Annotated in this window: 23 protein-coding genes; 6 read left to right on the top strand and 17 right to left on the bottom strand. The window is 70.3% G+C overall.

What is annotated here, in order from left to right; genetic code table 11:
* Nucleotides 1–220: 220 nt before the first annotated feature.
* Nucleotides 221–1312: a septum site-determining protein Ssd gene (ssd, locus tag O7621_RS07175; RefSeq protein WP_282233295.1), complete on the bottom strand. Its 1092-nt coding sequence runs from the start codon at nt 1310–1312 to the stop codon at nt 221–223.
* Nucleotides 1313–1837: 525 nt separating this feature from the next.
* Here ssd and O7621_RS07170 point away from each other — a divergent pair.
* Entirely contained in the window at nt 1838–2638 is an 801-nt protein-coding gene (locus O7621_RS07170; RefSeq protein WP_123604345.1) for an HAD-IB family hydrolase, read from the top strand.
* Between the two features lie 140 nt (nt 2639–2778).
* Here the strand turns inward: O7621_RS07170 and O7621_RS07165 are convergent, their stop codons facing one another.
* Entirely contained in the window at nt 2779–3564 is a 786-nt protein-coding gene (locus O7621_RS07165) for an oxidoreductase (RefSeq protein WP_282233294.1), read from the bottom strand.
* Between the two features lie 157 nt (nt 3565–3721).
* Here O7621_RS07165 and acs point away from each other — a divergent pair, with 157 nt between their 5' ends.
* The 3 genes from acs (at nt 3722) to O7621_RS07150 (ending at nt 8951) form a co-directional block, all read left to right on the top strand.
* A complete protein-coding gene (acs, locus tag O7621_RS07160) occupies nt 3722–5686 on the top strand; it encodes an acetate--CoA ligase (protein WP_282233293.1) in 1965 nt (654 codons plus the stop codon).
* Between the two features lie 305 nt (nt 5687–5991).
* Nucleotides 5992–8370, top strand: coding sequence for an immune inhibitor A domain-containing protein (locus O7621_RS07155; protein WP_282234480.1), 2379 nt, complete (start codon nt 5992–5994; stop codon nt 8368–8370).
* Between the two features lie 116 nt (nt 8371–8486).
* Nucleotides 8487–8951: a hypothetical protein gene (locus O7621_RS07150; RefSeq protein ID WP_282233292.1), complete on the top strand. Its 465-nt coding sequence runs from the start codon at nt 8487–8489 to the stop codon at nt 8949–8951.
* Here O7621_RS07150 and O7621_RS07145 read toward each other — a convergent pair.
* Nucleotides 8941–10179 (bottom strand): C45 family peptidase, encoded by a 1239-nt coding sequence (locus O7621_RS07145; RefSeq protein ID WP_282233291.1) that lies wholly within the window; start codon nt 10177–10179, stop codon nt 8941–8943. The two genes, O7621_RS07150 and O7621_RS07145, sit on opposite strands and share 11 nt — an antisense overlap.
* Before the next feature lie 161 nt (nt 10180–10340).
* On the opposite strand from O7621_RS07145, the gene O7621_RS07140 reads away from it, so the two are divergent.
* The gene (locus O7621_RS07140) at nt 10341–11279 is read left to right on the top strand and encodes an alpha/beta hydrolase (RefSeq protein WP_282233290.1); all 939 of its coding nucleotides are present in this window, start codon (nt 10341–10343) and stop codon (nt 11277–11279) included.
* Nucleotides 11280–11292: 13 nt separating this feature from the next.
* Here O7621_RS07140 and O7621_RS07135 read toward each other — a convergent pair whose 3' ends face one another.
* The 4 genes from O7621_RS07135 to O7621_RS07120 form a co-directional block, all read right to left on the bottom strand.
* Nucleotides 11293–11658, bottom strand: a complete 366-nt coding sequence (locus tag O7621_RS07135) for a hypothetical protein (RefSeq protein WP_282233289.1) — start codon at nt 11656–11658, stop codon at nt 11293–11295.
* A complete protein-coding gene (locus tag O7621_RS07130; protein WP_282233288.1) occupies nt 11655–13478 on the bottom strand; it encodes an SseB family protein in 1824 nt (607 codons plus the stop codon). The genes O7621_RS07135 and O7621_RS07130 overlap by 4 nt, the downstream gene beginning before the upstream one ends.
* A 144-nt stretch (nt 13479–13622) precedes the next feature.
* On the bottom strand, nt 13623–13916 hold the full coding sequence (locus O7621_RS07125; protein WP_278174719.1) for a WXG100 family type VII secretion target: 294 nt from the start codon (nt 13914–13916) through the stop codon (nt 13623–13625).
* A gap of 136 nt (nt 13917–14052) precedes the next feature.
* On the bottom strand, nt 14053–14370 hold the full coding sequence (locus O7621_RS07120) for a WXG100 family type VII secretion target (RefSeq protein ID WP_282233287.1): 318 nt from the start codon (nt 14368–14370) through the stop codon (nt 14053–14055).
* A 274-nt stretch (nt 14371–14644) separates the two neighbouring features.
* Between O7621_RS07120 and O7621_RS07115 the strand changes: the two genes are divergently transcribed.
* Complete coding sequence (locus O7621_RS07115) at nt 14645–15031, top strand: phage holin family protein (protein ID WP_282233286.1); 387 nt, start codon at nt 14645–14647, stop codon at nt 15029–15031.
* A 44-nt stretch (nt 15032–15075) separates the two neighbouring features.
* On the opposite strand, the gene O7621_RS07110 is transcribed toward O7621_RS07115, so the two are convergent.
* The 10 genes from O7621_RS07110 to nuoI form a co-directional block, all read right to left on the bottom strand.
* Entirely contained in the window at nt 15076–15765 is a 690-nt protein-coding gene (locus tag O7621_RS07110) for a zf-HC2 domain-containing protein (protein ID WP_282233285.1), read from the bottom strand.
* The gene (locus O7621_RS07105; protein ID WP_233606748.1) at nt 15762–16256 is read right to left on the bottom strand and encodes a sigma-70 family RNA polymerase sigma factor; all 495 of its coding nucleotides are present in this window, start codon (nt 16254–16256) and stop codon (nt 15762–15764) included. Before O7621_RS07105 ends, O7621_RS07110 begins: the two co-directional genes overlap by 4 nt.
* A gap of 92 nt (nt 16257–16348) precedes the next feature.
* Nucleotides 16349–17143 carry a helix-turn-helix domain-containing protein gene (locus O7621_RS07100; RefSeq protein WP_282233284.1) on the bottom strand — a complete coding sequence of 265 codons (795 nt, stop codon included), beginning with the start codon at nt 17141–17143 and terminating at the stop codon, nt 16349–16351.
* Between the two features lie 243 nt (nt 17144–17386).
* A complete protein-coding gene (locus tag O7621_RS07095; RefSeq protein WP_282233283.1) occupies nt 17387–18445 on the bottom strand; it encodes a polyprenyl synthetase family protein in 1059 nt (352 codons plus the stop codon).
* A 45-nt stretch (nt 18446–18490) separates the two neighbouring features.
* A complete protein-coding gene (nuoN, locus tag O7621_RS07090; protein ID WP_282233282.1) occupies nt 18491–20047 on the bottom strand; it encodes an NADH-quinone oxidoreductase subunit NuoN in 1557 nt (518 codons plus the stop codon).
* Nucleotides 20044–21579 (bottom strand): NADH-quinone oxidoreductase subunit M, encoded by a 1536-nt coding sequence (locus tag O7621_RS07085; RefSeq protein ID WP_282233281.1) that lies wholly within the window; start codon nt 21577–21579, stop codon nt 20044–20046. The genes nuoN and O7621_RS07085 overlap by 4 nt, the downstream gene beginning before the upstream one ends.
* The gene (gene nuoL, locus O7621_RS07080) at nt 21576–23495 is read right to left on the bottom strand and encodes an NADH-quinone oxidoreductase subunit L (RefSeq protein WP_282233280.1); all 1920 of its coding nucleotides are present in this window, start codon (nt 23493–23495) and stop codon (nt 21576–21578) included. The genes O7621_RS07085 and nuoL overlap by 4 nt, the downstream gene beginning before the upstream one ends.
* Before the next feature lie 12 nt (nt 23496–23507).
* Nucleotides 23508–23807, bottom strand: a complete 300-nt coding sequence (nuoK, locus tag O7621_RS07075) for an NADH-quinone oxidoreductase subunit NuoK (RefSeq protein WP_123607128.1) — start codon at nt 23805–23807, stop codon at nt 23508–23510.
* Entirely contained in the window at nt 23804–24559 is a 756-nt protein-coding gene (locus O7621_RS07070; protein ID WP_282233279.1) for an NADH-quinone oxidoreductase subunit J, read from the bottom strand. Before O7621_RS07070 ends, nuoK begins: the two co-directional genes overlap by 4 nt.
* Complete coding sequence (gene nuoI, locus O7621_RS07065) at nt 24556–25149, bottom strand: NADH-quinone oxidoreductase subunit NuoI (RefSeq protein ID WP_123607126.1); 594 nt, start codon at nt 25147–25149, stop codon at nt 24556–24558. The genes O7621_RS07070 and nuoI overlap by 4 nt, the downstream gene beginning before the upstream one ends.
* Between the last annotated feature and the right edge of the window lies 1 nt (nt 25150).

The raw sequence follows: 25150 nt of genomic DNA, 5'->3' as shown, positions 1-25150 counted from the left end.
TCGACACGACTACTTCTCGCGTGTCGGGTGGGCGACAGCTCAACACACCTGCCGTTCAAACGCCGCCAAGCATCCTGACGTCTGACGTAGCCCTGTCATCTCATCGAGCCCTTGCCACACATGACGGCGGGGCCAGATCACCAGCCGGCTGCGTAGACACCCGCACCACCTGGCCACCCGGCCGGCCCGTTGGATCAGCCCTTACGGGCCGAACCCGCTGTCACGACGCTGCCGCCGTACGGTCGACCAGGCCGGCGACGACCCGCTGACACAGCTCCGCCAACGGGCCCCGGCCCGACGAACCTGGAGCGTCGCCGCGCTCCAGCCCTCGGCTGACCCGTGGCTCAGGTTGCAGCACCCCGGTCACCGGCAGCCCCAGGGTCCGCCCGATCTCCCGGGCCCGCAGCCGGCCCGGAGCCGGACCGCGCACGACCAGCGACAGGTCGGTGCAGTGCCGCTGGATGTCGGCGATCACCCGGGCGGTCGCCGCGGTCGCCCGCAACTCGGCCGGGACCAGTACGAGGACTCGGTCGGTGGCGTGCATCGCGGCGATCGCGGCGTCGTCGGGCCGCCGGGGCAGGTCGACGACGACCACGTCGCGCTCCCGCCGGGCCGCGTCGAGCGCGGCGGTCATCGTGGCGGCGGGCAGGGGCAACGGTTCGCCCCGGTCCCAGGAGAGCAGTCCGAGGTCGCCCCGGCAGGGCAGCGCACCGGCCAGTGCCGACGGGTCGATCCGGCCGTCGCTGTCGGCAAGCGCCGGCCAGCGCAACCCGTCGATTTGCTCCCAGCCGAGGACCAGATCGAGGCCGCCACCGAGCGGGTCGGCGTCGACCAGCAGGCTACGCAGCCCGAGCCGGGCGGCGGTGACCGACAGGGCACCGGCCAGCACGCTGGCGCCGGCCCCGCCCCGGCCGCCGATCACCCCGATGACAGCTGCGGCTGGTTTGTCGGTGCCGCCGTTGTCGGTGAGGCGGTCGACCAGCCACGGCTCCGCCGCCGGCAGGATCGCGACGTGCTCGGCGCCGAGCAGTTCGGCGACCTGCCATGGCTGGTCCTGGTCGGCCCGGCCGACCAGGACCAGCCGGGGTCGGCGGGGCATTCTGGCCCGCAGGTAGGCGTCCGCCTGGTCGGCACCGACCAGGACGAGCGGGGCGGCGGCCTGCCGGGACCGGGCGGCGGCTGGGTCGGCCGCCAGGTCGACGTCGGTGCCGGCGAGCGCCGCAAGGCGCAGCAGGTCGTCGAGCAGCCGTTCGTCTGCGGTGACGACCAGTGGCAGCCGACGGGGTACGGCGATGCTGGTGCGCGGCGGCATCCGGACCTCCTGCGGTCGGTGAGGGATGCCGCAACTGTGGGTGCCGACCCGGTGCCGGCGTGCCCTCGGCGGGGCTGCCTGTGGACAACGGGACTGGCTGTGGACAACGTCGGCGCCGGTCAGCTGATCTGTTAAGGGACGCGGACCGGGGGCGGAACGCGCCAGGAGTCGGAACACGCCGGGAATAGCGACGACCCCCGCCGGGGGGAGACGGGGGTCGCCTGGGGTTCGGCTCCGGGGGGGTCGAGCCGAACCCGCTCAGCGGTCACGGGGGGTGCAACCGCCGAGTGTCTTCCGGATGAAGCCTGGGACGGGAAAGATAACTGTGTCATGACAAGCATGCCTGAGCAGACCGCCACCCGTCGAGTGGCGTTTTCACCGGAGTCGCACCGCTGACGGCTCGGGACGCAGGCTGGGCCATTCAGCTTCCTGATCGTTGGATCAGATCCCGGGGGATCCCCGTCGCCGGCCGGCGACGGAGCACCGGCCGTCGCCGGCGTCCCGCTCCGGCTAGACTGCACCGTCGTGGGCCGCAGCGCCGCTTTTTTTGATCTCGACAAGACTGTCATCGCCAAGTCCAGCGCCTTGGCGTTCGGCCGGCCGTTCTACCGCGACGGGCTGATCACCAGGCGAGACGTGGTCAAGTCCGCGTACGCCCAGCTGATGTTCCGGCTCGGCGGCTCCGACGAACAGACCATGGCCCGCACCCGCGACTACCTGGCCGCGCTGTGCAAGGGCTGGCAGGTGGAGCAGGTCCGGCAGATCGTCGCGGAGACGTTGCACGAGCTGATCAACCCGTACGTCTACGCCGAGGCGGCGGCGCTGATCGAGGAGCACCAGAACGCCGGGCGGGACGTGGTGCTGGTCTCCGCGTCGGGCGAGGAGATGGTACGCCCGATCGGCGAACTACTCGGCGTCACCGACGTGATCGCCACCCGGATGGCTGTGGAGAACGGCCGGTACAGCGGAGAGATCGAGTTCTACGCGGCTGGGGCGGCCAAGGTCACCGGCGTCACCGAGCTCGCTGAGCAGCGCGGATACGACCTCGCCGAGTGCTACGCCTATTCCGACTCGGTGACCGACGTACCGATGCTCGAATGCGTCGGGCACCCGACGGTGGTCAACCCGGACCGCCAGCTCCGCAAGCTCGCCACCGAGCAGGGCTGGCCGGTCCTCGCCTTCCGCCACCCGATCCCGCTCGGCCGCAGGTTGCGGGAGCGGCCGGCGGTCCCGGTGGCGGCCGCCGCGTTGAGCGTCGGGGTCGGGGTCGCGATCGGCATCGCCTGGTACGGCCGGCACCGTCGGACAAAGACGGCCTCGGCCTGACCGCGCAGCTGCCAAGCAAGATCAGGTGAGCGTGATGGACCTCTCAAGCGACCGGTGAGGTCCATGACGCTCACCTGATCTTGGTCTAGGATGCACGGCCGACCCGACAGGCTCGCACCAGCGCCCCGGCCAGTAGCGGCTCAGGCGTTGGCCAGCACTTCGTCGGCGACCCGGGTCAGCTCCTGCGCGCCCAGCTCGACCGCGGTCAGATAGTGCCGCAGCCAGGAGCGGACGCCGTCCGGCGTACCTGTCGCGAAGGCGCCCGCTGAACCCACGTACTCGGGTTGCCGTTCGCGGTGGCCGACCTCGACGGCGAGCAGGCCACGCGGGTCCGTGCCGGCCGCGACCAGGGTGAGCCGTGCGGCGGCCCGGGCCACCACGCCGCCCGGCCCGGCGAACGGCCGCAGCGCGAGCAGCTCCGCGTGCACCACGGCGGCCAACAGCAGCGCCGGCACCGAGGTACCGCCGCCGACCAGTGCGGATATCCCGTCCAGCCGCAGCGTCACATCCGGCCCCGGCGCCACGCCTGACTGCGGTGTCACGTCAGGCCGAGCGACCGGACGACCCAGCTGGTCGGCCGGCACCAGCCCGCGCGCGGCGAGCACGTGCAACCGGGCCAGCACCTGACGGGGGGCACGGGGCCAGCGGTCGGCCAGTGTGGGAACGGCCTCGGCCACCCGCAGCGCCCCCTGCACCACCGGATCGGTGACCGTCCCGGCGCGTACGTCGGCAACCGGATGATCGTGCCCGTCCAACGCGGCACTGGCGACTGCCGAGCGGAGGCTGATCTCGGCCGCCACCGACCCGCCGTGCCGACGCAGCGCCCGGTGCCGCAACGCGGCGTCGACCTGCTCGCGGGCGCGGTCCAGCGCGGGTGCCACGTCGGCGAGGTCGAGCAGCGGGGCCAGCGGGTCGGTCTCGGTCACCAACGACACGGTACAAGCTTGGCCAGCTGAACCGCCCGCCGCGCCGGTGTGGCCGCTCGGCGCGTGATGGGTACCCGGGTATCCGCCAAGTCTCGTGCCGGCGGGACGGCGACACTAACCTCGGAGCAAGTCAAGCGACGTGTGAGGAGCCCCACGCATGAGCGAAACGCTGGAGAACCTACTTCAGGAGAATCGCCGGTTCGAGCCGCCCGCCGAGCTGGCCGGGGCGGCCAACGTCACCGCGGCCGCGTACGACGAGGCAGCCGCCGACCGGCTCGGCTTCTGGGCGGACCAGGCCCGCCGGCTGCACTGGGCCAAGGAGTGGGACCAGGTGCTGGACTGGTCGAACCCGCCGTTCGCCAAGTGGTTCGTCGGCGGTCAGCTCAACGTTGCGTACAACTGTCTGGACCGGCACGTCGCCGCCGGGGCCGGTGACCGGGTCGCCATCCACTGGGAGGGTGAGCCGGGCGACACCCGCACCATCACCTACGCCGACCTGCACCGGATGACCTGCCAGGCGGCGAACGCGCTGACCGAACTCGGTGTGACGGCGGGTGACCGGGTGGCGATCTACCTGCCGATGATCCCGGAGGCCGCGGTCGCGATGCTGGCCTGCGCCCGGATCGGTGCGACGCACAACGTCGTGTTCGGCGGCTTCTCGGTCGACGCGCTCTCCGGCCGGGTGCAGGACGCCAGCGCCAAGGTGATCATCACCGCCGACGGCGGCTACCGGCGCGGCAAGCCCTCGGCCCTGAAGCCGACCGTCGACGAGGCGGTGGCCCAGTGCCCGTCGGTGGAGCACGTCCTGGTGGTCCGGCGAACCGGCGAGGAGGTCACCTGGACCGGCAAGGACCACTGGTGGCACGAGACGGTGGAGAATGCGAGCACCGAACACGAGGCGCAGCCATTCGACGCCGAGCAGCCGCTGTTCATCCTCTACACCAGCGGCACCACAGCCAAGCCGAAGGGCATCCTGCACACCACCGGCGGCTACCTCACCCAGGCGTCGTACACCCATCACGCGGTCTTCGACCTCAAGCCGGAGACCGACGTCTACTGGTGCACCGCCGACATCGGCTGGGTCACCGGGCACTCCTACATCGTGTACGGTCCGCTGTCCAACGGCGCCACCCAGCTGATGTACGAGGGCACCCCGGACACCCCGCACAAGGGCCGGTTCTGGGAGCTCGTGCAGAAGTACAAGGTGAGCATCCTCTACACCGCGCCGACGCTGATCCGCACCATGATGAAGTGGGGCGAGGACATCCCAACCAGGTACGACCTCAGTTCGCTGCGGCTGCTCGGCAGCGTCGGAGAGCCGATCAACCCGGAGGCCTGGATGTGGTACCGGGAACACATCGGCGGGGGGCGGTGTCCGATCGTGGACACCTGGTGGCAGACCGAGACAGGCTCGATCATGATCTCGCCGTTGCCCGGGGTGACCGCCACCAAGCCGGGCAGCGCGATGACCCCGCTGCCCGGGATCAGCGCCGACGTGGTCGACGACCAGGCCGAGTCGGTGCCCGACGGCGGCGGCGGTTACCTGGTGCTGCGCGAGCCGTGGCCGTCGATGCTGCGCACCATCTGGGGCGACGACCAGCGGTTCATCGACACCTACTGGTCCCGGTTCGACAAGATGTACTTCGCCGGTGACGGGGCCAAGAAGGACGCCGACGGGCACGTCTGGCTGCTCGGCCGGGTGGACGACGTGATGCTGGTCTCCGGGCACAACATCTCCACCACCGAGGTGGAGTCGGCGCTGGTGTCGCACCCGTCGGTGGCGGAGGCCGCCGTGGTCGGTGCCACCGACCCGACGACCGGTCAGGCCATCGTCGCGTTCACCATCCCGCGCGGCAGCGCGGAGATCGCGGGTGAGGCCGGCGAGGCGCTGATCCAGGAGCTGCGCAACCATGTGGCGCGTACGCTCGGGCCGATCGCCAAGCCCCGCCAGATCATGCTGGTGCCGGAGCTGCCGAAGACCCGATCCGGCAAGATCATGCGCCGGTTGCTGCGGGACGTCGCTGAGAACCGGTCGCTCGGCGACGTGACCACGCTGCAGGACTCCACCGTGATGGAGCTGATCTCCTCCGGCATGCAGGGCGGCAAGTCCGACGACGGCTGACGTCCGCCGACGGCGGTGGCGCGGTCCCGGCGTGCCGCTGGCTGTGGACGACTCGAGGCCGGCCCGGTCGCTTCGGCGGCTGGGCCGGCCACTTTTCACGCCGTGATCGTTGTGACATATCAGGGCGATCCAGCCGGGAGCGTGAAACAAATCGACGCATCGACCTTCACAGGGGTTCCCTCGGGTGACTAGGTTCACGGTGGCCCCAACAACGGTGGCCACATCATCCGGACATCGTGCCGCCCTCACCCAAGTGGCGGCGTTGATTCCCCCGAACCGGAGGTATCCAGGTGCGCAAAGTCATGGTGGGGATGCTCACCGTGTCGCTCGCCTCGGGCATGGGCTTTGCTCTACCCGCGACGGCGATGGCCGCACCATCGGTGGACACACCGGTGGCGGCTCCTTCCCGGGCCGAAACCCCGAGCCTCGACGACCTGCCCAACCCGCTCGGCGAGAAGCGTCGTGAGCTGCGCGAACGAGCAGTGAGCGAAGTGGTCAGTGGCCGGCTCACCCCGGAACGGCGCGGTGCGAGCACCGTCGCGAAGGTCGGTGAGACGCCGGGCACCGGCGTCGCCGGCCGGGCCGCCCGTGGCGGCGCCGGGTCCGGCAAGGACCAGTACGTCGAGCTGGAGCGGGAGACCACCGACCGGATCTTCGTGATCCTGGCGGAGTTCGGCAACGAACGGCACCCCAGCTACCCGGACGTGGACAGCAACCCGAACTGGGACGGCCCGGCCCGGTTCGACGGACCGCTGCACAACGAGATTCCCGCGCCGGACCGGACGGTCGACAACACCACCATCTGGCAGGCCGACTACTCCCCCGAGCACTACCGGGAGCTGTACTTCGGCGCGGGTGAAGGCGTCGAGTCGGTCAAGACCTACTACGAGACCCAGTCCTCCGGGCGGTACAGCGTCGAGGGCACCGTCACCGACTGGGTCAAGGTCCGCTACAACGAGGCCCGGTACGGCCGCGACCTGTGCGGCGGCAACGTCTGCAGCAACGTCTGGCAGTTGCTGCGCGATGCCGCCAACCAGTGGGTCGCCGACCAGCAGGCACTCGGCCGCACCGACGAGGAGATCGCCGCCGAGCTGCGCGAGTTCGACAAGTGGGACCGGTACGACTACGACGGCGACGGCGACTTCAACGAGGCCGACGGCTACATCGACCACTTTCAGATCGTGCACGCCGGTGGCGACCAGGCCGACCGTGACCCGTGGCAGGGTGAGGACGCGATCTGGAGCCACCGCTGGTACGCCTTTGCCACCGACATCGGGCTGACCGGCCCGGCGCAGAACCCGGCCGGTGGCACCCAGATCGGCGACAGCGGGCTGTGGATCGGCGACTACACCATCCAACCGGAGAACGGCGGACTGAGCGTCTTCGTCCACGAGTACGGCCACGACCTGGGCCTGCCGGACGACTACGACACCTCCGGCGGCGGTGACAACAACAACGAACACTGGACGCTCATGGCGCAGAGCCGCCTCGGTGCCGCCACCGACGGCGGGATCGGCGAGCGCCCCGGTGACCTCGGCGCATGGAACAAACTCCAGCTGGGCTGGCTGGACTACGAAGTGGTGGTGGCCGGGCAGAAACGCACCCTGCACCTGGGTCCACAGGAGTACAACACCAAGCGGGCCCAGGCGGTCGTCGTCGTGCTGCCGAAGAAGGAGGTCACCACCGAGCTCGGCGAGCCGTACGCCGGTGAGATGCAGTACTTCTCCGGCAACGAGGACGACATGAGCAACACGATGACCCGTGAGTTCGACCTCGCCGGTGCCTCGACCGCCGCACTGTCGATGAAGGCGCGTTACGACATCGAGGACGACTACGACTACCTGTACTTCCAGGCGTCCGCCGACGGTGGGGCGAGCTGGACCTCGCTCGAAGGTACCGTCAACGGTGTCCCGTACGGCACCGATGGCAGCGGCACCCCGGCGATCGACAGCTCGACCGGTGGCCAGTGGGTCGACATCAACGTGCCGCTGGACGCGTACGCCGGGGACGCCGTACTGGTCCGGCTGCTCTACCGCACCGATGGCGCGGTGGCGTACGGCGGCTTCTTCGGTGACGAGATGACCGTGACCGCCGACGGCTCGCCGATCTTCACTGACGGCGCCGAGGGCGACGGCGGTTGGGCGCTCGACGGTTGGACCACGGTCGGGGCCAGCGTGACCGCTGACTACGACAACTACTACATCGCCGGGCACCGCTCATACGTCTCGTACGACCGCTATCTGCAGACCGGCCCGTACTACTTCGGGTACGCCGACACCAAGCCCGACATGGTGGACCACTACGCATACCAGGAGGGTCTGCTGATTTCGTACTGGGACACCTCCCAGGTCGACAACAACACGAACGTGCACCCGGGTGAGGGGCGCAACCTGTACATCGACTCGCGTCCGCGGCCGATGTACAACCTGACCGGCGCGCCGTGGCGGGCCCGGGTCCAGGTGTACGACGCGCCGTTCAGCCTCAAGAAGGCCGACGGGTTCACCCTGCACATCAACGGCGAACCGCACTGGGTACGCGGCCAGGCGGCGCAGCCGCTGTTCGACGACACCCGGAAGTACTACTACGAGGAACTGCCCAACCACGGAGTGAAGCTGCCCGCGGTCGGCGTGAAGATCCGGGTGGTGTCGGTGGACGGCACCACGATGAAGATCCGGATTTCCTGATCCGGCGGTGACGCGGTCCCGGCCGGCCGGTGGAACTCCGGCCGGCCGGGCGGCGTCCAACCGGCATGGCAGTACCGACGCTGATCCGACAGTCAGCCTGCCGGTCAGTCGCCGTCATGCTGACCGGCGTGGTGCTGATCGCCGTCGCCGGTTGCGGCGGCGGCCCCACGCCAGGAGCACCGATGCCGCCGACCCCGGACGCCGCGCAGGGCGGATCCGACGAGTCGGATGCCCCGCAGCGCGGATCCAACGGACCGGCGACACCGACACCGACACCGACCGAAACACCGGGTCTGTCCCGGACCGACCCGCCGACGCTGCCCCGACCCGGGACACCCCCGAAGACCCCGTCCGACCTGATTTCCGGCGACTGGCTGGTCGGCACGGTGACCCGGGGTGGCACCGGACCCTGCTACGGGCTGGTCACCGACGACGGGACCGAACACGCGCTGTACGGCGGCGACGGCACCACACTCACCCAGCACACCCGGATCCGGGCGAAGGTGGCTCCGCTGCGGATCCGGATCCGTTGCGGGCCGGGCCAGCACTGGCAGCTGATCCGGGCGGAGGTCATCCGGTGACGGCGTCGGCCAGCTCCAGCCAATGGTAGTCGTGCTGGCACGGCGGGCCGGCGGCCAGCCCCAGCCGGCGGGCGTCCAGGTCGATCAGCACCGAGTAGACCGTTTCCGCCTGGTCCGCCGGCGCGTCCCGCTCGTCGAGATGCCGACAGATCGCCAACGGCAGGCCCAAATGATCATGAAATACGTCGGCCAGGTCGGCCAGGCTCAACGGCGCACCGGCCGCCCGTTCGACCAGCAGCCGCCGGGCCCGCGCCGCCCGGAACATCGACGAGCCGCCGAGGTTCTTCGTCGTGTCCCGTACCGGCAGGGCCGTCTCCAGGTGGTTCGCGTGGGTGAGCACCCCGTCCACCGGGTGGGTCCACCCGACGTCACCGGGGACCACCTCCAGGTCGAGCAGTTCCCCGCCGGCCGGGCCGGCCTGGCCGAGCAGTAGGTTGATCGACGCGTTCCGGGGGGTACGGCAGGCCACCCGGGTCGCCTGCCCGAGGCTGCCGGCCTCCAGCACGGCGCGCAGCAGCACGTGGTACGGCACGCCGGGCGGACGGCCCGGCGCCAGCCCGTCCCGGTCGCTGCCGAGCATGTTGATGCAGACTCCCAGCCCTGCCGAGTTCAGCCCGGCCTTGGCGAGCATGCCCGCCTCGGTGAGGGTGAGCACGGTCAGTCCTCGCTCGTCCGTGGTCCGCAGCAGCACCATGGTGTCCCGCTGATCGGGATGCCAGTCCCAGTTCTGGCCGAGCAGCAGGTGGCCGTCGGCGGTCCGGGAGCCGAGCACCCCGGCCGCCGTACAGCCGCCGGCCGACCCGTCCGGACCGGCGTCGCGGCCGGGGCCGGGATCGGTGGGTTCCAGCTCCGTGGGGCCGCTGGGCGGCGGGTCGGCCGCCGTCCGCCCGGTGCCGTACAGCAGTTCGGTACGGGCGTTCAGCGCGTAGACCTCGTCGACGTGCACCCCGGCTCCGCCGGCCACCGCGTCGAGCGCCTCGACGATCCTCGGGTGATCGGCCCGGCTGGCATTGCGGAAGGTCCCGCCGGCGATCCGGACCGCCGACCTGCTCAACCCGGCCTCGTCGCGAAACCGCCGCAGGTAGTGCTCGATGTTGCGGGCGATCACCGATGCCGCCGCCGCACCGTAGCCGGCGCCGTACTCGGCCGGCGGCCCGGCGACGCTGATCAACGGGACGGGTGGCGGTTGGGGGTTGCCCGGCGCGGGTCCGGCAGCATCGTCGGCCATCCGGCAACCGTATCGCCGCCCGACCGGGTCCCGCCGCCAGCGGCGGAAGTCCGCCACCCCCGGTGGACCACCCTGAGCCCACGCCGGTGATCGCCCTGAACCAACCTCTATTGTTTGCCCAGGCCGGATACGGTGGTGCGGGGCCGGCCTACGCTGTCGCCATGGGAGAACGTGGCAGTACAGCGGGCCCGGTCGACGAGTCCTGTGTGCTCATCAAGGGCCCCTGGGAGCACCGGTACGTCGGTGCCAACGGTAGCCGGTTCCACGTGGTCGAGGCCGGCACCGGCCCGCTGGTCCTTTTCCTGCACGGCTTTCCCGAGTTCTGGTGGGCCTGGCACGAGGTGCTGCCGGCGGTGGCCGACGCCGGTTACCGTGCCGTCGCGGTCGACATGCGCGGTTTCGGCGCGAGCGACAAGCCGCCGCGCGGGTACGACGGATACACGCTGGCCGCCGACGTCACCGGCATGATCAGGGCGCTCGGCGAGCGTTCGGCGATCATCGTCGGCGCCGGCTTCGGCGGCATGATCGGGTGGACCGCCGCCGCGTTCCACCCGAGGATGGTGCGCCGGCTGATCGTCATCGGGGCCGCCCACCCGCTGCGGCTACGCTCGGCGATCTTCACCGACCCGCGTGGGCAGGCCGCCGCCTCCACCCCGTCGCTGCGCTTCCAGCTGCCCCGCTACGAACACGTGCTGACCCGTGACGACGCGGCGATGGTCGGTGGGTTCCTCCGCCAGTGGGGTGGGCCGGCGTGGACGGGTGGAGCCCGGTTCACCGAGTACGAGCAGCTGTGCCGGACCGCGATGCGGATCCCGCAGGCGTCGTTCTGCGCGCTGGAGGGATACCGCTGGGCGTTCCGGTCGCTGCTGCGGCTGCACGGCTACCGCTTCGTCAAGCTGTTGCAGGAGCCGCTGGTGACACCGACCTTGCAGCTGCACGGAGCGTTGGACCCGGCAGTGCTGCCCCGGACGGCGCAAGGCTCCGGGCGGTACGTGATCGCCCCGTACGAGTGGCGGTTACTGGACGAGGTGGGTCACTTCCCGCACGTCGAGTCGCCGGAGGTGGTGCTCGGCGAGGTACTGCGCTGGGCCAAGAGCTGATCCGCCAGCCGGGTCAGACCCGGTGCTCGCGCAGCTCGGTCACCTCGTTGGCCGCCGCCCAGCCCTGGTAGACGCCGAAGTCGAACTCCTCCAGCCCGAGCGACTGGGCGACCGGTGCCCGACCGCCGGTGTACTCGACCCGCAGCCAGCCGTCGTGCTTGGCGAGCACGACGAATGGCTGGCCGTGCCAGGTGCAGGTGGTACGGACGTACGCCAAGTCGTCGACCTCGGACATCGGCACCACCCGGACGTACCGGCCGGAGCGGATCTCGATGAAGCCTTCGCCCTCCGTCGGCTGATAGATCCGCACCTCGTCGCCGGCCGGGCTGGCATCGTACTCCTGCCCCTGCCAGCGGGCGACGTAGCCGTCGCGCATCACTCCTCCTTGACCTGCTGCCAGGCGGTCTCGTCGGCGTCCAGCCGGGCGACGAGCGTCCCGGTGCCGTCCGCGCCGAGCCGCCACAGCTGCGAGCCGTGCGGCAGCCGGATCCCGTCGACCTTGAATTCGGCCACGACGTCGCTGCTCTCCCCCGGGGCGAAGCCGTTGCCACGGAACGGCGGGCGCTCGATCACCCAGCCTTCCATCGCCCGCATAGCGTTCTCGTTCTGACCGCCGTAGGGGATCCGGTAGAGGCTCGGCCGGTAGGCCGGCCACCGCAGTACGAAGATCTCCTCTGCGTCCGGGGCGAACGGTGACCCGGCGTAGCCGAGCCCGAGTGCCGCGTACAGCTTGGCTGGGGTGTCCAGGTGGGCGACCTCGGCGGCGCGGTGCACGAACCCTGACACCCGGTCGTAGCCACGGTCCAGGTAGTAGCCGACCTGGCTGGCGGCCACGGTCTTCTGCATCGTGGTCGGCTGCCCCGGGACGTCCGGCCCGCTGGACACAGCCGGCTTCGGCGCCGCCGACGCGCCGGGTTGGGGTTCGGCCGGCTGTTCGACGTCGGCTTCCTCGTCTCCCAGCCCGACTTCGGCCGCCCAGCTGGCCAGGCCGACGATCTCGGTACCGGGCAGCTTCGCGCCGACCGGGGTGCCGGGGTTGATGACGAACGACCACTGCGGGTCCGGCCAGCGGCGGATCAGCTGGACGAACTTCACTTCGACGGTCTCGACCGGGGTGTCGAAGTGATCGGCGATCCGCTCCGGCGAGGTGAACACCACGACGAACGTGCCGTCGGCGGCGGTCTCGGTCCGCCAGGTGAAGCCCTCGTCGCCGGGTCTGGACCCGGCCACGGACGATTCGGAGACGGGCAGCAGCACCTTGGCGAGCAGGAGGGTGGACAGGAACGAGTTGCTGCCACCGCCGCCCGCCGCCGCGACCAGGTCCCGCTCCACGTCGTTGGCCGGCTCGAAGGCCGGACCGGACGCGGGCCCGGACGGCGGCTCGGTGGCCGACCCGACGACCGGGCCGCCGGCCGCACCGCGCTGTTCCGCCGCTGGTGCCGGGTCTTCGGTGGGCGGCGCGGGAGTCGGCACCCGGCGGGGCAGGCCGCCGGCCGACAGCCCGGCGGTCGCACCGGCCGGGGATCGGGTCGAACCGTACGGTGGGGGCGAGCCGGGCGACACCGGACGGGCGGTCGGCGGCGTCGGGTCGGCGGCCGCGTTGCCCGGGTGCGGCCACTGACCTTCCGGAGCCGGAGCGGTCGGCGCCGGAGCGGCCGGAGCCGGAGCGGCCGGAGCCGGTGGTGGGCTGACAGCGGCGGTGGCTTCGGCGGCGTACCGGGTGGGATGGCCGGCCGGACCGGGGACGGTGGCGGTCGCGCGGGCTCGGGCGGCGGCATCGGCGCGGCCCTCGGAGTGGCCGCCACGATTCGGCAGTCGCGCGTCTCCGCGGGCCAGCTGAGCGACGAACCAGGCCGGCAGCCAGCCTTCGATCGGCAGACCCGGGTTGACCGCCAGCCACCACTCCAGGTTCGGCCAGGTGGCGGCCAGCTCGGCGAACGTCACCCGACGGGCGGAACTGCCGCTGTCACCAAGGCAGGCGTGCAGCGTGACCGGCGAAGTGAACGCGAGAACGTGGGTCCGCCCGTTCGTCGTCCAGGTGCCCCATCCCATCGGGGCCTGGCCGGCCAGGGCCTGAGCCGAAACCGGGAGCAGCAACTCGGTGCCGGCAAGTAGTTGGAAGTAGAGCTCCTGGTCCTGACGGAGCAGGGCGTCACGCATCGCGGCCTCAATCTCGGTGGCCGGTTGCCAATCGGTCACGGCCGACCCCCCTTTCCACCGGACAGGCCACACGCGTCCGGTACAACCTACAAGGTGGTGCCACGATCACAACGGCCGGCGGACGCCTTGCAGATCAACTAATGTGAGAAAACACTTCGCGTAGTCGAGGGAACACCGTTCGGCTCATCGGAACAGGTCGGCGTTGCGCCGTTCGGTGCTCAGATAGTCGGCGGCCGACTCGTCGACCGCGACCTTGATCTCCCGCAGCAGAGCCTGGAGATTCTGCGCCGCGCCGCGCCACCGGGCCTGCCGTTGCTCGTACGCCTGACGGGCTGCACCCTCCCAGGTCGCTACCAGTGGCGCAGCCTCCCGTTCCACCTGGTGCAACTGCGACCCCAGAGTACGCAGCGCCTGCCCGATGTCGGCGCTGGCCTGTTGCAGCGCTCGGAAATCCACCACCAGCTCGCCGTCGGCCACCCGGTCACCTCCTCCGTGTCATGCCATCGTGCCGCCCACCAGGCAGCGCCCGGAGCAGCTGGCCGCCAAGTCGTGCCCCGGAGCAGCTGGCCGCCAGGCCGTGCCGAAGCGACCGGCCGTCAGGCTGCAGTGCGGCTCAGAGCGGCAGCTCGATCCGTCGCCCCGCCCGGGTCACCCGGTCCGCCGCCGCAGCGTCAGTCGCCTGGTACTGCGTCCCGGCGGTACGGATCGCTCCGGCCGTCTCGCGCAATGCCCGGTGCAACACCGCCTGCTCCCTGGCCCACCCGGCTGTGACCTGCTCGAAGGATCGGCCACCGGCGCCACGCCAGGCGTGCTGAAGCACCTCCAGACGCTGCAGCAGACCGCGCAGCATCGCGTCGAGCTCCTCGTCGACCTGGTCGAAACGGCTGGCCGCCCGCTGCATGATCGCCAACTCGGCTTGCGTCTGCGACACGCTGTGCCCCTCTCGGTCCCGGTCCAAGCCGGGTGCCTACCACCCCGGTGCCTACCGGCCGACGCCTCCCGCGCCGGACGGTGGCCAGTCACCTCCGCCGCGACGGCGGTGAACGTCACCTCGCCGACCGTAGTCGGGTCGACCCGCCGCCGCAGCCCCACCTCGTCCGCTGTGGATAACGGCTCGGTTGCGGTGGCACCGGCGAAGGGACGTCGACGGCGCAGCTGCGGGACCGATGGGCCACGGCCGGCGGTCGGCATGGCAGGATTCCCGGATGGGTTTCCTCAAAAGCCTCCTCATCCGCCTGGGTAGTACGGCGTTGGCATTCTGGCTGGCCACCCTGATCATTCCGGGCATCACGTTGCAGACCGACGCGTTCGGCGAGGCGGTCGTCACGCTGCTGCTCGTGTCGGTCATCTTCGGCGTGGTGAACGCGGTGCTGCAGCCGATCGTCAAGACCGTCGGGTGTGGCCTGTACCTGCTGACCCTTGGGCTGATCGCGGTGGTCGTCAACGGACTGCTGTTCCTGTTGACCGGATTCATCGCCGGACAGCTCGACCTACCGTTCGAGGTGGATGGTTTCTGGCCGGCCGCCGTGCTCGGGGCGCTGCTGGTCGGGGTGGTCACCTGGCTGCTGGGTCTGATCCTGGACCGGGACTGACCGGCCAACCAGTCCGGGCCGGAACCGACCGGCAACCGACCAGGTCAACCGACCTGGTATGCCAGGATCGCCGCGCCGTCGGAACGAACCAGTTCGAGCCGTTCCAACTGGTCGTGCTCGAACCGGGTCGCCCCGGTGAAGACGATCTCGGCTCCGGGACTGACCGCCCACGAGCCGACCTGCTGCTTGGCCCCGTTCCGGTCGTAGGCGACCAGCTCGAAATCCATCGGTCGGCCGTCCGGGTTGGTCGGCTCCCACCAGCAGCGCATGGTGACCTCGGTGCCGTTGACCGCCGCCTGCAGACCCACCTCGGCGTGAATCGGCAACTGCGAGGCCACCGGCTGCATCGCGACGAACTGGGAGCCGGGCGTGGTCTCCGGCGTACCGCCGGCTCCCACCCAGCCGACCCCGAAGCCGACCACGATCGCGAGACCGGCGGCGGCCAGCGCCGCCCCGGCGGTCTGCCACCGGCGCATCCGCCGGCCCCGGCGGCGGGCCCGGCCAGCCGCGTCGACCAGGGACGCCAACCGGGGCTCGGTCGACGGCGGGTCGCTGATCTGCTCGAAGCCGGCCGGATCCAGCCGGCCGAGCAGTCCGGGCAGCACCGCGATGTCGGAGACCGCCTGCCGGCAGCTCGGGCAGCCGGCGAGGTGATGCTCGTACGCCGCTCGCTCCGCAGGCGACAGGGCACCCAGGACGTACGCGCCGTCGTCATGCGCGTAGTCACACCTCACTGGGTCACCCCCATCTCCTCCAGCACCAGCCGCAACGAGCGCAGTGCGTAATGTGTCCGTGACTTCACGGTACCTGGCGGAACACCGAGCCTGGCCGCCGCCTCGGATACCGAACGCCCCCGGTAGAAGCACTCGATCAGCACCTCCCGGTGTGGTTGGGAGAGCCGGCCGAGGGCTTCGGCGACGGTCCACGCCTCCACGGCACGGTCCGCCTCGTCCACCGCTGGAGGTGGTTCCGGCAGTTCGTCGGTGACCACCTCACCGACCCGGACACTGCGTCGCCGCCAGGCGTCGATCGCGAGGTTGCGGGCCGTGGTGAACAGCCAGGCCCGGACGGATCCGCGCTCCGGGTCCAGCGACTCGGGATGTCGCCAGGCCCGCAGCAGCGTCTCCTGGACCAGGTCCTCGGCTCGCTGCCGGTCGCCACCGGCCAGCCGCAGCGCATGGGCGAAGAGCGCGTCACCATGCTCTTCGTGCAACGCGCGCATCAGTTGTGAATCCTGGTCGGTCAAGAGGCGCCCTTCCCTTCCGCCTCATGACACGTAGTCACCGGCCGGACGGTTCAAGGTCTTGGAGAAACTGTTCAGCTGCCCGGATGCTCCGGGCCGGTCATCGCCTCGGCGACCGCCCGGGCGGCGGTGAGCAGCTTCGCGCGGACCACCCGGGCCGAGGTCATCATCTCGGCCGCCGGCAACGCGCAGGCGATCGCCACCCGCCGCTCGACGTCCTTGTCCGTGTTGACCATCACCGCGGCGCAGGCGAGGCCCTGCCGGTACTGGCCGATCTCCAGGTACATACCGCGCCGGTCGCCAACCGCGAGATCGGCTTCGAAGCCCTCAATGGTGGTGATCGTGGCCGAGGTGAACGGCCGCATGCCGAACTCTTTGAGGTAGCGGAACCGCTGGTCGGGGGTGAGAGTGGCGAGCAGCGCCTTGCCCAGTGCGGTGGCGTGTGCCCCCTCGTCGAACCCGGGCACCAGGTCTTCCAGGTACGGCGAGCGCAGCCCGTCGGCCGATGCGGTGACCGCTACCTGGGACCCGACGAAGCGACCGAGGTAGTGGCTGTAGCCGGTCTCCGCCGCTGCGCGGCGCAGCGCCTCACCAACCGCCGGTGGGCCGCGGAACGCGGCAACCAGCTCGCGGTAGCGGTCCGCCACCTCGAGGCCGACGATGTAGGTGCCGTCCTCGCGACGGATCACGTAGCCCTCGTACGCCAGGGTGCGCACCAGGTGGTAGGTGGTCGCCACGGTCAGCTCGCAGCGCCGGGCAATCTGTTTGACGGTCAGTCCGCGCGGGGCACGTCCGACCGCTTCGAGCACACGCAGTGCCCGTGAAACGCTCCGGATGAGGTCCGAAGGTTCCGCCAAGGGGTCGCGCACAACCACCTCCGCCGCCGGGGACTTACACCATATGAAAAGACAGCCGCCTGTGGAATGCCCTTTCGAATCAGGGGCACCAGGTGGCGACTATCGGTGTGGCGCCCGACACGTACGGTTCATGCTATTGGCTAACGCAACATCATCGCAAATGGCGGTGCCGTTCGTCGCCCCGTACCGTCGCCGGCCAGCGGGAATCCGCCCCGGGAAACCGGACCGGACCAGGACCGGACCTCGGCCACCCGGCTAGTTCGTCCGGTCGGCGATGAAGTCGCACAGCGACTGCATCGCCTGCCGGGCCGGGCCGGGTGGCAGCGGCGCGAGCCGGGACCGGGCGTCCTCGGCGTAGCCGCGCACCGTCTCCCGGGCCCGCTTCAGCGCCGGTGACTCGCGTAGCAGACCCAGCGCCTCGGCGTGCAGGTCGTCGTCGGTGACCGGCCCGGCGGCCAGGATCTCCCGCAACCGTCGGGAGGCGGCGTCGCCGTCGTCCGAGCCGAGCGCGTAGAGCACTGGAAGCGTATGGACCCCTTCGCGAAGGTCGGTGCCGGGTGTCTTGCCCGACTGGGCGGAGTCCGACGCGATGTCGAGCAGATCGTCGGATAGCTGGAACGCCACCCCGATGGTCTCGCCGTACCCGGCCAATGCCTCGACGTGCTCCGCTGGCGCGCCACCGAACATCCCGCCGAACCGTGCGGACGTCGCGATCAACGACCCGGTCTTGTCCCCGATCACCTGCAGGTAGTGGTCGACCGAAGGCTCGCCGCCATGCGGGCCGACCGTCTCGGCGATCTGGCCGTGCACCAGCCGGGCGAACGTGCGGGCCTGCAGCCGTACCGCCTCGATACCGAGGTCTGCGGCGAGGTCGGCGGCCCGGGCGAACAGGTAGTCCCCGACCAGGATCGCCACCGAGTTGGTCCACCGCGAGTTGGCGCTCGGTGCACCGCGACGCACCGGCGCCTCATCCATCACGTCGTCGTGGTAGAGCGTCGCCAGGTGAGTCAGCTCCATCACCACGGCCGCCGGCACCACCAGCCGCGCCGCCGGGTCGCCGAAGTGCGCACCGAGCGCCACCAGCAGCGGACGGAACCGTTTGCCGCCGGCCTCGACCAGATGGCGGGCCGCCTCGGTGACGAACGGGTCGGCGCTGAACACGCTGCCCCGCAGCTCGGCCTCGACGTCGGCCAGGATCCCGGCGATGGACGCCTGCAGCTGCGGGTCGACGATGTCGATCCCGATCGAGGTCACCGCTCCCGCACCGGACGCGAAGGAGCTGCCGTCAGCCGTCCTCACCACACCCCCAACCATGCCACAGCGGCGGTGGCGGCCCAGGTTGGGGGCGGGTGAGGTGGTTCATCGGACAAACTCGGCGGCGTTGCTGGTCAGATCCAGCAGCGCGCCCGGCGCGACCCCGAGCAGCAGCGTAGCCAGTACACCGATCATCAGCGCCGCCGAGGTCAGCGCACCGGGGATGACCACCGTCGGGGTGGCGTCGCTCGGCTCGCTCAGCCACATCATCACCACCACCCGCAGGTACGGGAAGGCGAGGATCATGCTGGTCACCACCCCGGCGATCACCAGCCAGATCTGGCCGTCCCCGACCGCCGCCCCGAAGACTGCGAACTTGCTGGTGAAACCGCTGGTCAACGGGATGCCGGCGAACGCCAGGAGGATGAAGGTGAAGATGCCGGCGAACATCGGCGAGCGCCGGCCCAGCCCCGCCCAGCGGGACAGGTGGGTGGCCTCGCCGTCGGCGTCGCGGACCAGGGTGACCACCGCGAACGCGGCGAGCACGATGAAGCCGTACGCCACCAGGTAGAACATCGTGCTGGCCAGGCCCTCGGCGGACAGCGACAGCACGCCGACCAGCAGGTAACCGGCGTTGGCCACCGACGAGTACGCCAGCAGCCGCTTGATGTCGGTCTGGGTGACCGCCAGGATCGCCCCGACCAGCATGGTCAGGATGGCGACCGTGCCGAGCACCGGGGTGAAGTCCCAGGCGGCCCCGTAGAAGGCCACGTGCAGCACCCGCAGCAGCGCGCCGAACGCGGCGACCTTGGTGCAGGCGGCCATGAAGCCGGTCACCGGCGTCGGTGCCCCCTGGTAGACGTCCGGGGCCCAGACGTGGAACGGGGCGGCGGTCGCCTTGAACAGCAGGCCGACCGAGATCAGCGCGATGCCGGCGAACAACAGCACCGGGCTGGACTGCGAGGTCTCCACCGCCGCCCGGATGGTGGCGAAGTCCACCCCGGGCCCGGTCGGGCTGTCCACCCCAGAGGTGAAACCGTAGGTCAGCGCCAGCCCGAACAGGAAGAACGCCGACGAGTAGGCGCCCAGCATGAAGTACTTGAGGGCCGCCTCCTGGCTGAGCAGCCGCCGCCGCCGGGCCAGCGCGCAGAGCAGGTACAGCGGAAGCGAGAACGCCTCCAGGGCGATGAACATGGTCAGCAGGTCGTTGGCCGCGACGAACAGCAGCATGCCGGCGAGGGCGAACAACGCCAACGGGTAGACCTCGGTGGCGCCGGACCGGCCGGCCGCCTGTTTGCGGTCCTCGGCCGAGTTGACCACGATCGCCGCCTGGGCGACGAAGGCGCCGCCGGTCTCCAACGACCGCTCACCGATCAGCAGCATCGCCATCACGCCGAGCACCAGGATCGCGCCCTGCAGGAACAGCGTCGGGCCGTCGACGGCGATCGCCTCGCCGGCGGTCACCGTCCGGGTACTGCCCTGCAGGACCACCGCGACCAGCGCGCCGACCATGCTGGCCAGGGCCAGCACCAGCTGCACCGGGTTGCGCAGTGAGCGGGGCACGAACGCCTCGACGAGGACGCCGATCATCGCCGCGCCGAACAGGATCAGCATCGGCGAGATCGCCGCGTAGTCGATCGCGGGGGATGAGAACTCGCTCACCGGGCCGCCTCCTGGATTACGCCCTCGGTCGGGGCGGGGTCGGACGTGCCGACGTCATCGAACAACGTCGCCTCGATGGCCGGGTTGATGACGTCGGTCAACGGCTTCGGGTAGAAGCCGAACAGCAGGATCAGGGCGATCAGCGGGGCCACCACGACCTTCTCCCGCAGGGTGATGTCCCGCTTCATGCCGTCGACCGTGGACAGCGCCGGGTTCAACGTGCCCTGGGTGGTGCGCTGCACCATCCACAGCACGTACGCCGCAGCCAGAATGATGCCGAGGGTGGCGATCACCGCGACCGGTTTGTTCACCGAGAAGGTGCCGATCAGCACGAGGAACTCGGAGATGAACGGGGCGGTGCCGGGCAGCGCCAGCGACGCCAGACCGGCGAAGAAGAACACCCCGGCGAGCACCGGGACCATCTTGCCGGCCCCGCCGAAGTCGCTGATCAACGCGGAGCCGCGGCGGGCCACGAACATCCCGACGACCAGGAAGAGCAGGCCGGTGGCGAGCCCGTGGTTGACCATGTAGAGCACCGCGCCGGTGCCGGCCTGGGTGGTGAACGCGAAGATGCCGACCCCGATGAAGCCGAAGTGCGAGATCGAGGTGTACGACACCAGCCGCTTCAGGTCGTTCTGACCGACCGCCAGCAGGGCCGCGTAGATGATGCCGATCACGGCCAGAGCCAGCGCCCACGGGGCGAACCACTGCGACGCCTCCGGGAACAGCCCCAGACAGTAACGCAGGATGCCGAACGTACCGACCTTGTCCATCACGCCGACCAGCAGCGCGGCCGAGCCGGCCGGCGCGGCACCACCGGCGTCCGGCAGCCAGGTGTGGAACGGGAAGAACGGCGCCTTGATCGCGAACGCCACGAAGAAGCCGAGGAACAGCCAGCGTTCCACGCCGGTGGACATGTCGATCTCGCTGAGCGCCTGCCAGTCGAAGGTCTGCCCGCCGACCACCCACAGCCCGATCACCGCGGCCAGCATGAACAGGCCGCCGACCAGCGAGTAGAGGAAGAACTTCACCGCCGCGTACTGCCGCTGGTGGCCGCCGTAGCTGCCGATCAGGAAGTACATCGGCACCAGCATGACCTCGAAGAACACGTAGAACAGGAAGATGTCGGCGGCGGCGAAGACGCCGATCATCGTGCCTTCGAGCAGCAGCAACAGGCCGAAGTAGACCGGCACCGACCGCTTCGACGCCTCCGCGTCGTGCCAGGAGGCGAGGATCACCAACGGCACCAGCACCGCGATCAGCATCAGCATGACCAGCGCGATGCCGTCGGCCGCGAAGGTGAAGTTGACCCCCCAGTTGGGGATCCACGGGTAGGACTCACGGAACTGGAACCGGTCGCCGCCGACGGTGAAGGCGAACCACATCACCAGTGACAGCACCAGTACCGCCGCCGACCAGCCGAGCGCCAGCCACTTGGCCAGCTCCCCCTGGCGGCGCGGGACGAGCGCCACCACGAGCGCGCCGACCAGCGGCGCCACGGTCAGCACCGAGAGGAACGGAAAGTCGTTCACGCCAGCCATCCCATCTGCAGGGCGAGGAACGCCGCGACCACCACGAAGGCACCGGCGAGCACGGACATCGCGTACGAGCGCACGAATCCGGTCTGCAGCCGCCGCAGCCGCCCGGAGCTGCCACCGATCACGGCGGCGAGGCCGTTGACCAGGCCGTCGACTCCCCGGTTGTCGAGGAAGACCAGCGCCCGGGTGAGGAAGACGCCCGGCTTTTCGAACACCACCCGGTTGACCGCGTCGGTGTAGAGGTTGTGCCGGGCGGCGGTGACCAGCACCCCGGCCGGCTGCTCCTGCTCGGCGGTGCCGTTGCGGAACAGCAGCCAGCCGAGCAGCGCGCCGAGCACGGTGATCACCAGCGCCAGGATGGTGACCACTCCGTGCGACAGCACCGCCTCGTGGTGGCCCTCCTCGGTGCCCAGCACCGGGGTCAGCCACTCGGGCACCGAGGTGGACATCAACCAGCCGGCGGCGACCGACCCGACCGCCAGCAGGACCAGCGGCACCCACATCAGCGCCGGCGACTCGTGCGGGTGGTCGATGTCTTCGGTCCACCGCTTCGGGCCGTGGAAGGTGAGGATGAACAGCCGGGTCATGTAGAAGGCGGTCAGCCCGGCACCGAGCAGGGCGGCCCCGCCGAACAGCCAGGCGGTCCAGCCCTCCCGCTCGAAGGCGGCCGCGATGATCGGTTCCTTGGAGAAGTAGCCGGACAACGGCCAGATGCCGATGATCGCCAGCCAGGCCAACCCGAAGGTCGCCCAGGTGATCTTCATGTGCCGCCACAGGCCGCCGAACCGCCGGATGTCGGTCTGGTCCTTCATCCCGTGCATCACCGAGCCGGCACCGAGGAACAGCCCGGCCTTGAAGAAGCCGTGCGCCAGCAGGTGCACGATCGCCAGCGCGTACGCGCCGCCGCCCAGCCCGACCCCGAGGAACATGTAGCCGATCTGGGAGACCGTCGACCAGGCCAGCACCCGCTTGATGTCGTCCTTGGCGCAGCCGATGACCGCGCCGATCAGCAGGGTGAGCGCGCCGACGCTGACCACCACGGTCTGCAGCGTCGGGTTGGCCGAGAAGATCGGGTTGGACCGGGCGATCAGGTAGACGCCGGCGGTGACCATCGTCGCCGCGTGGATCAGCGCCGAGACCGGGGTCGGGCCCTCCATCGCGTCCGGCAACCACGCCTGCAGCGGGAACTGACCGGACTTGCCGGTGGCGCCGAGCAGCAGCAACAGGCCCATCGCCAGGATGGTGCCGGAGGCCAGCGCCCCGGCACCGGTGAACACCGCCTCGAACTGGGTGGTCCCGAGCGTGGCGAACATCAGGAAGATCGCCAGCACCAGGCCGGCGTCGCCGACCCGGTTCATCAGGAACGCCTTCTTGCCGGCGGTCGCCGCGGCCGGCAGGTGGTACCAGAACGAGATCAGCAGGTACGACGCCAGACCGACGCCCTCCCAGCCGAGGAAGAGCATCACGTAGTTGTTGCCCAGTACCAGCACCAGCATCGCGGCGACGAACAGGTTGAAGTACGCGAAGAAGCGCCGTCGTCCCGGGTCGTGCGACATGTACTCGACCGCGTACACGTGGATCAGGAAACCCACGCCGGTGATCAGCAGCACGAAGACCGCCGACAGCGGGTCGAACAGCAGCCCGAAGTCCACCGACAGGCCACCGACCTCGATGAACTCCCACAGGCTCAGCTCGACCGCCCGGTTGTCCAAACCGCGTAGCTGGAAGAAGTAGGTCAGGCCGAGGACGAAGGCCGCTCCGACGGCGACCACCCCGAGCCAGTGTCCCCACTTGTCGGCGCGCTTGCCGAGCAGCAGCAGGATCGCCGCGCTGGCCAGCGGGATGGCCACCAGCAGCCACACGCTACTCAGCAGCCCCGTGGCCTGGGCGTACTCCACAGTCGATTCCACGCGTGGGCCCCTTTAGTACTTCAGCAGGTTGGCGTCGTCGACGCTCGCCGAGCGTCGAGTCCGGAAGATGGTCATGATGATGGCGAGCCCCACGACCACCTCGGCTGCCGCCACGACCATCACGAAGAAGGCGATGATCTGGCCGTTGAGGTCACCGTTGATCCGGCTGAACGTGACCAGCGCCAGGTTCGCGGAGTTGAGCATCAGCTCGATGCACATGAACAGCACGATCGCGTTGCGGCGGACCAGCACGCCGACCGCGCCGATGGTGAACAGCACCGCCGACAGGATCAGGTAGTTGTCCGGAGTCATTTGTCAGTCCCCTTCGGGGCGGCCTCGCTGGGCGAGAGTTCGCGCGTCGGCAGGATCGCCGGGATGCTCCGGTCGGTGAGCGTGCCGTCCGGCAGCCGGCCGGGGGTGGCCACCGAGGTGGAGGTGGCGTAGACACCCGGACCCGGCTTCGGGCCGGGGTAGTTGCCGGGGGCGAACCGGGCCCGCATCATCTCCGGTTGGCCGCGTCGCTGCTCCTTGCGCTTCTCGATGTGCGCCAGGATCAGCGCGCCGATCGCGGCGGTGGTCAGCAGGGCGGCGGTCACCTCGAACGCGACCAGGTACCGGCCGAACAGCAGGGCGGCGATGCCCTGCACGTTGCCGTCCGCGTTGGCCTGCTGCAGACCGACCGCCTGCACCCCGCCGAGGCCCCGGTACAGCCCGGTGCCGACCAGCGCGGCGAAGCCGACGCCGAGGGCGACCGCGGCGATCCGCTGCCCGCGCAGCGTCTCGATCAGCGAGTCGGAGGCGTCCCGGCCGACCAGCATCAGCACGAACAGGAAGAGCATCATGATCGCGCCGGTGTAGACGATGATCTGCACCAGGCCGATGAACGGCCCGCCCTGCACGACGTAGAACACGCCGAGGCAGAGCATGGTCAGCACCAGCCAGAGCGCGGAGTGCACCGCGTTGCGGGCCCACACCATGCCGATCGCGCCGAGCAGCGCGAGCGGAGCCAGGATCCAGAAGGTCACCGCCTCCCCGGTGGAGACCTCCGCTGCGAGCTCGGTCATGGCTTGCCCTCTCCCGTCGTCCCCGAGCCGTCCTGGGTGCCCTGCTCCGACCAGGGCGCCCGTTCGGCACCCGCCGAGGTGCCCGGATTGGTCAGCGCGCCGACGTAGTAGTCCTTCTCGCTGTCGCCCAACCGCATCGGGTGCGGCGGCTGCTCCATCCCAGGCAGCAGCGGCGCCAGCAGCTGCTCCTTGGTGAAGATCAGGTCCTGCCGGGAGTCGCGGGCCAACTCGTACTCGTTGCTCATGGTCAACGACCGGGTCGGACAGGCCTCGATGCACAGCCCGCAGAAGATGCACCGGGCGTAGTTGATCTGGTACGTGCTGGCGTACCGCTCACCCGGGGAGAACCGCTGTTCCTCGGTGTTGTCGCCGCCCTCGACGTAGATCGCGTCCGCCGGGCAGGCCCAGGCGCACAGCTCACAGCCGATGCACTTCTCCAGCCCGTCCGGGTGCCGGTTGAGGATGTGCCGGCCGTGGTAGCGCGGCGCGGACACCGGCGGCTTGAACGGGTAGTCGGTGGTGACCACCTTGCGGAACATGTGGGAGAAGGTGACCCCGAAGCCCTTGAACGTTCCCGTGATCGCGCCCACG

Source organism: Solwaraspora sp. WMMD937 (assembly GCF_029581175.1).
GTDB lineage: Bacteria > Actinomycetota > Actinomycetes > Mycobacteriales > Micromonosporaceae > Micromonospora_E.
Note: the sequence above shows the minus strand (reverse complement) of the source record. Positions and strands in the feature narration are given on the sequence as shown.

What these genes read in the sequence shown, in the direction of transcription:
- ssd (WP_282233295.1), bottom strand. Translation starts at nt 1,312, where the DNA reads ATGCCGCCGCGCACCAGCATCGCCGTACCCCGTCGGCTGCCACTGGTC.
- acs (WP_282233293.1), top strand. Translation starts at nt 3,722, where the DNA reads ATGAGCGAAACGCTGGAGAACCTACTTCAGGAGAATCGCCGGTTCGAG.
- O7621_RS07150 (WP_282233292.1), top strand. Translation starts at nt 8,487, where the DNA reads ATGCTGACCGGCGTGGTGCTGATCGCCGTCGCCGGTTGCGGCGGCGGC.
- O7621_RS07145 (WP_282233291.1), bottom strand. Translation starts at nt 10,179, where the DNA reads ATGGCCGACGATGCTGCCGGACCCGCGCCGGGCAACCCCCAACCGCCA.
- O7621_RS07140 (WP_282233290.1), top strand. Translation starts at nt 10,341, where the DNA reads ATGGGAGAACGTGGCAGTACAGCGGGCCCGGTCGACGAGTCCTGTGTG.
- O7621_RS07115 (WP_282233286.1), top strand. Translation starts at nt 14,645, where the DNA reads ATGGGTTTCCTCAAAAGCCTCCTCATCCGCCTGGGTAGTACGGCGTTG.
- O7621_RS07095 (WP_282233283.1), bottom strand. Translation starts at nt 18,445, where the DNA reads ATGGTTGGGGGTGTGGTGAGGACGGCTGACGGCAGCTCCTTCGCGTCC.
- nuoK (WP_123607128.1), bottom strand. Translation starts at nt 23,807, where the DNA reads ATGACTCCGGACAACTACCTGATCCTGTCGGCGGTGCTGTTCACCATC.
- O7621_RS07070 (WP_282233279.1), bottom strand. Translation starts at nt 24,559, where the DNA reads ATGACCGAGCTCGCAGCGGAGGTCTCCACCGGGGAGGCGGTGACCTTC.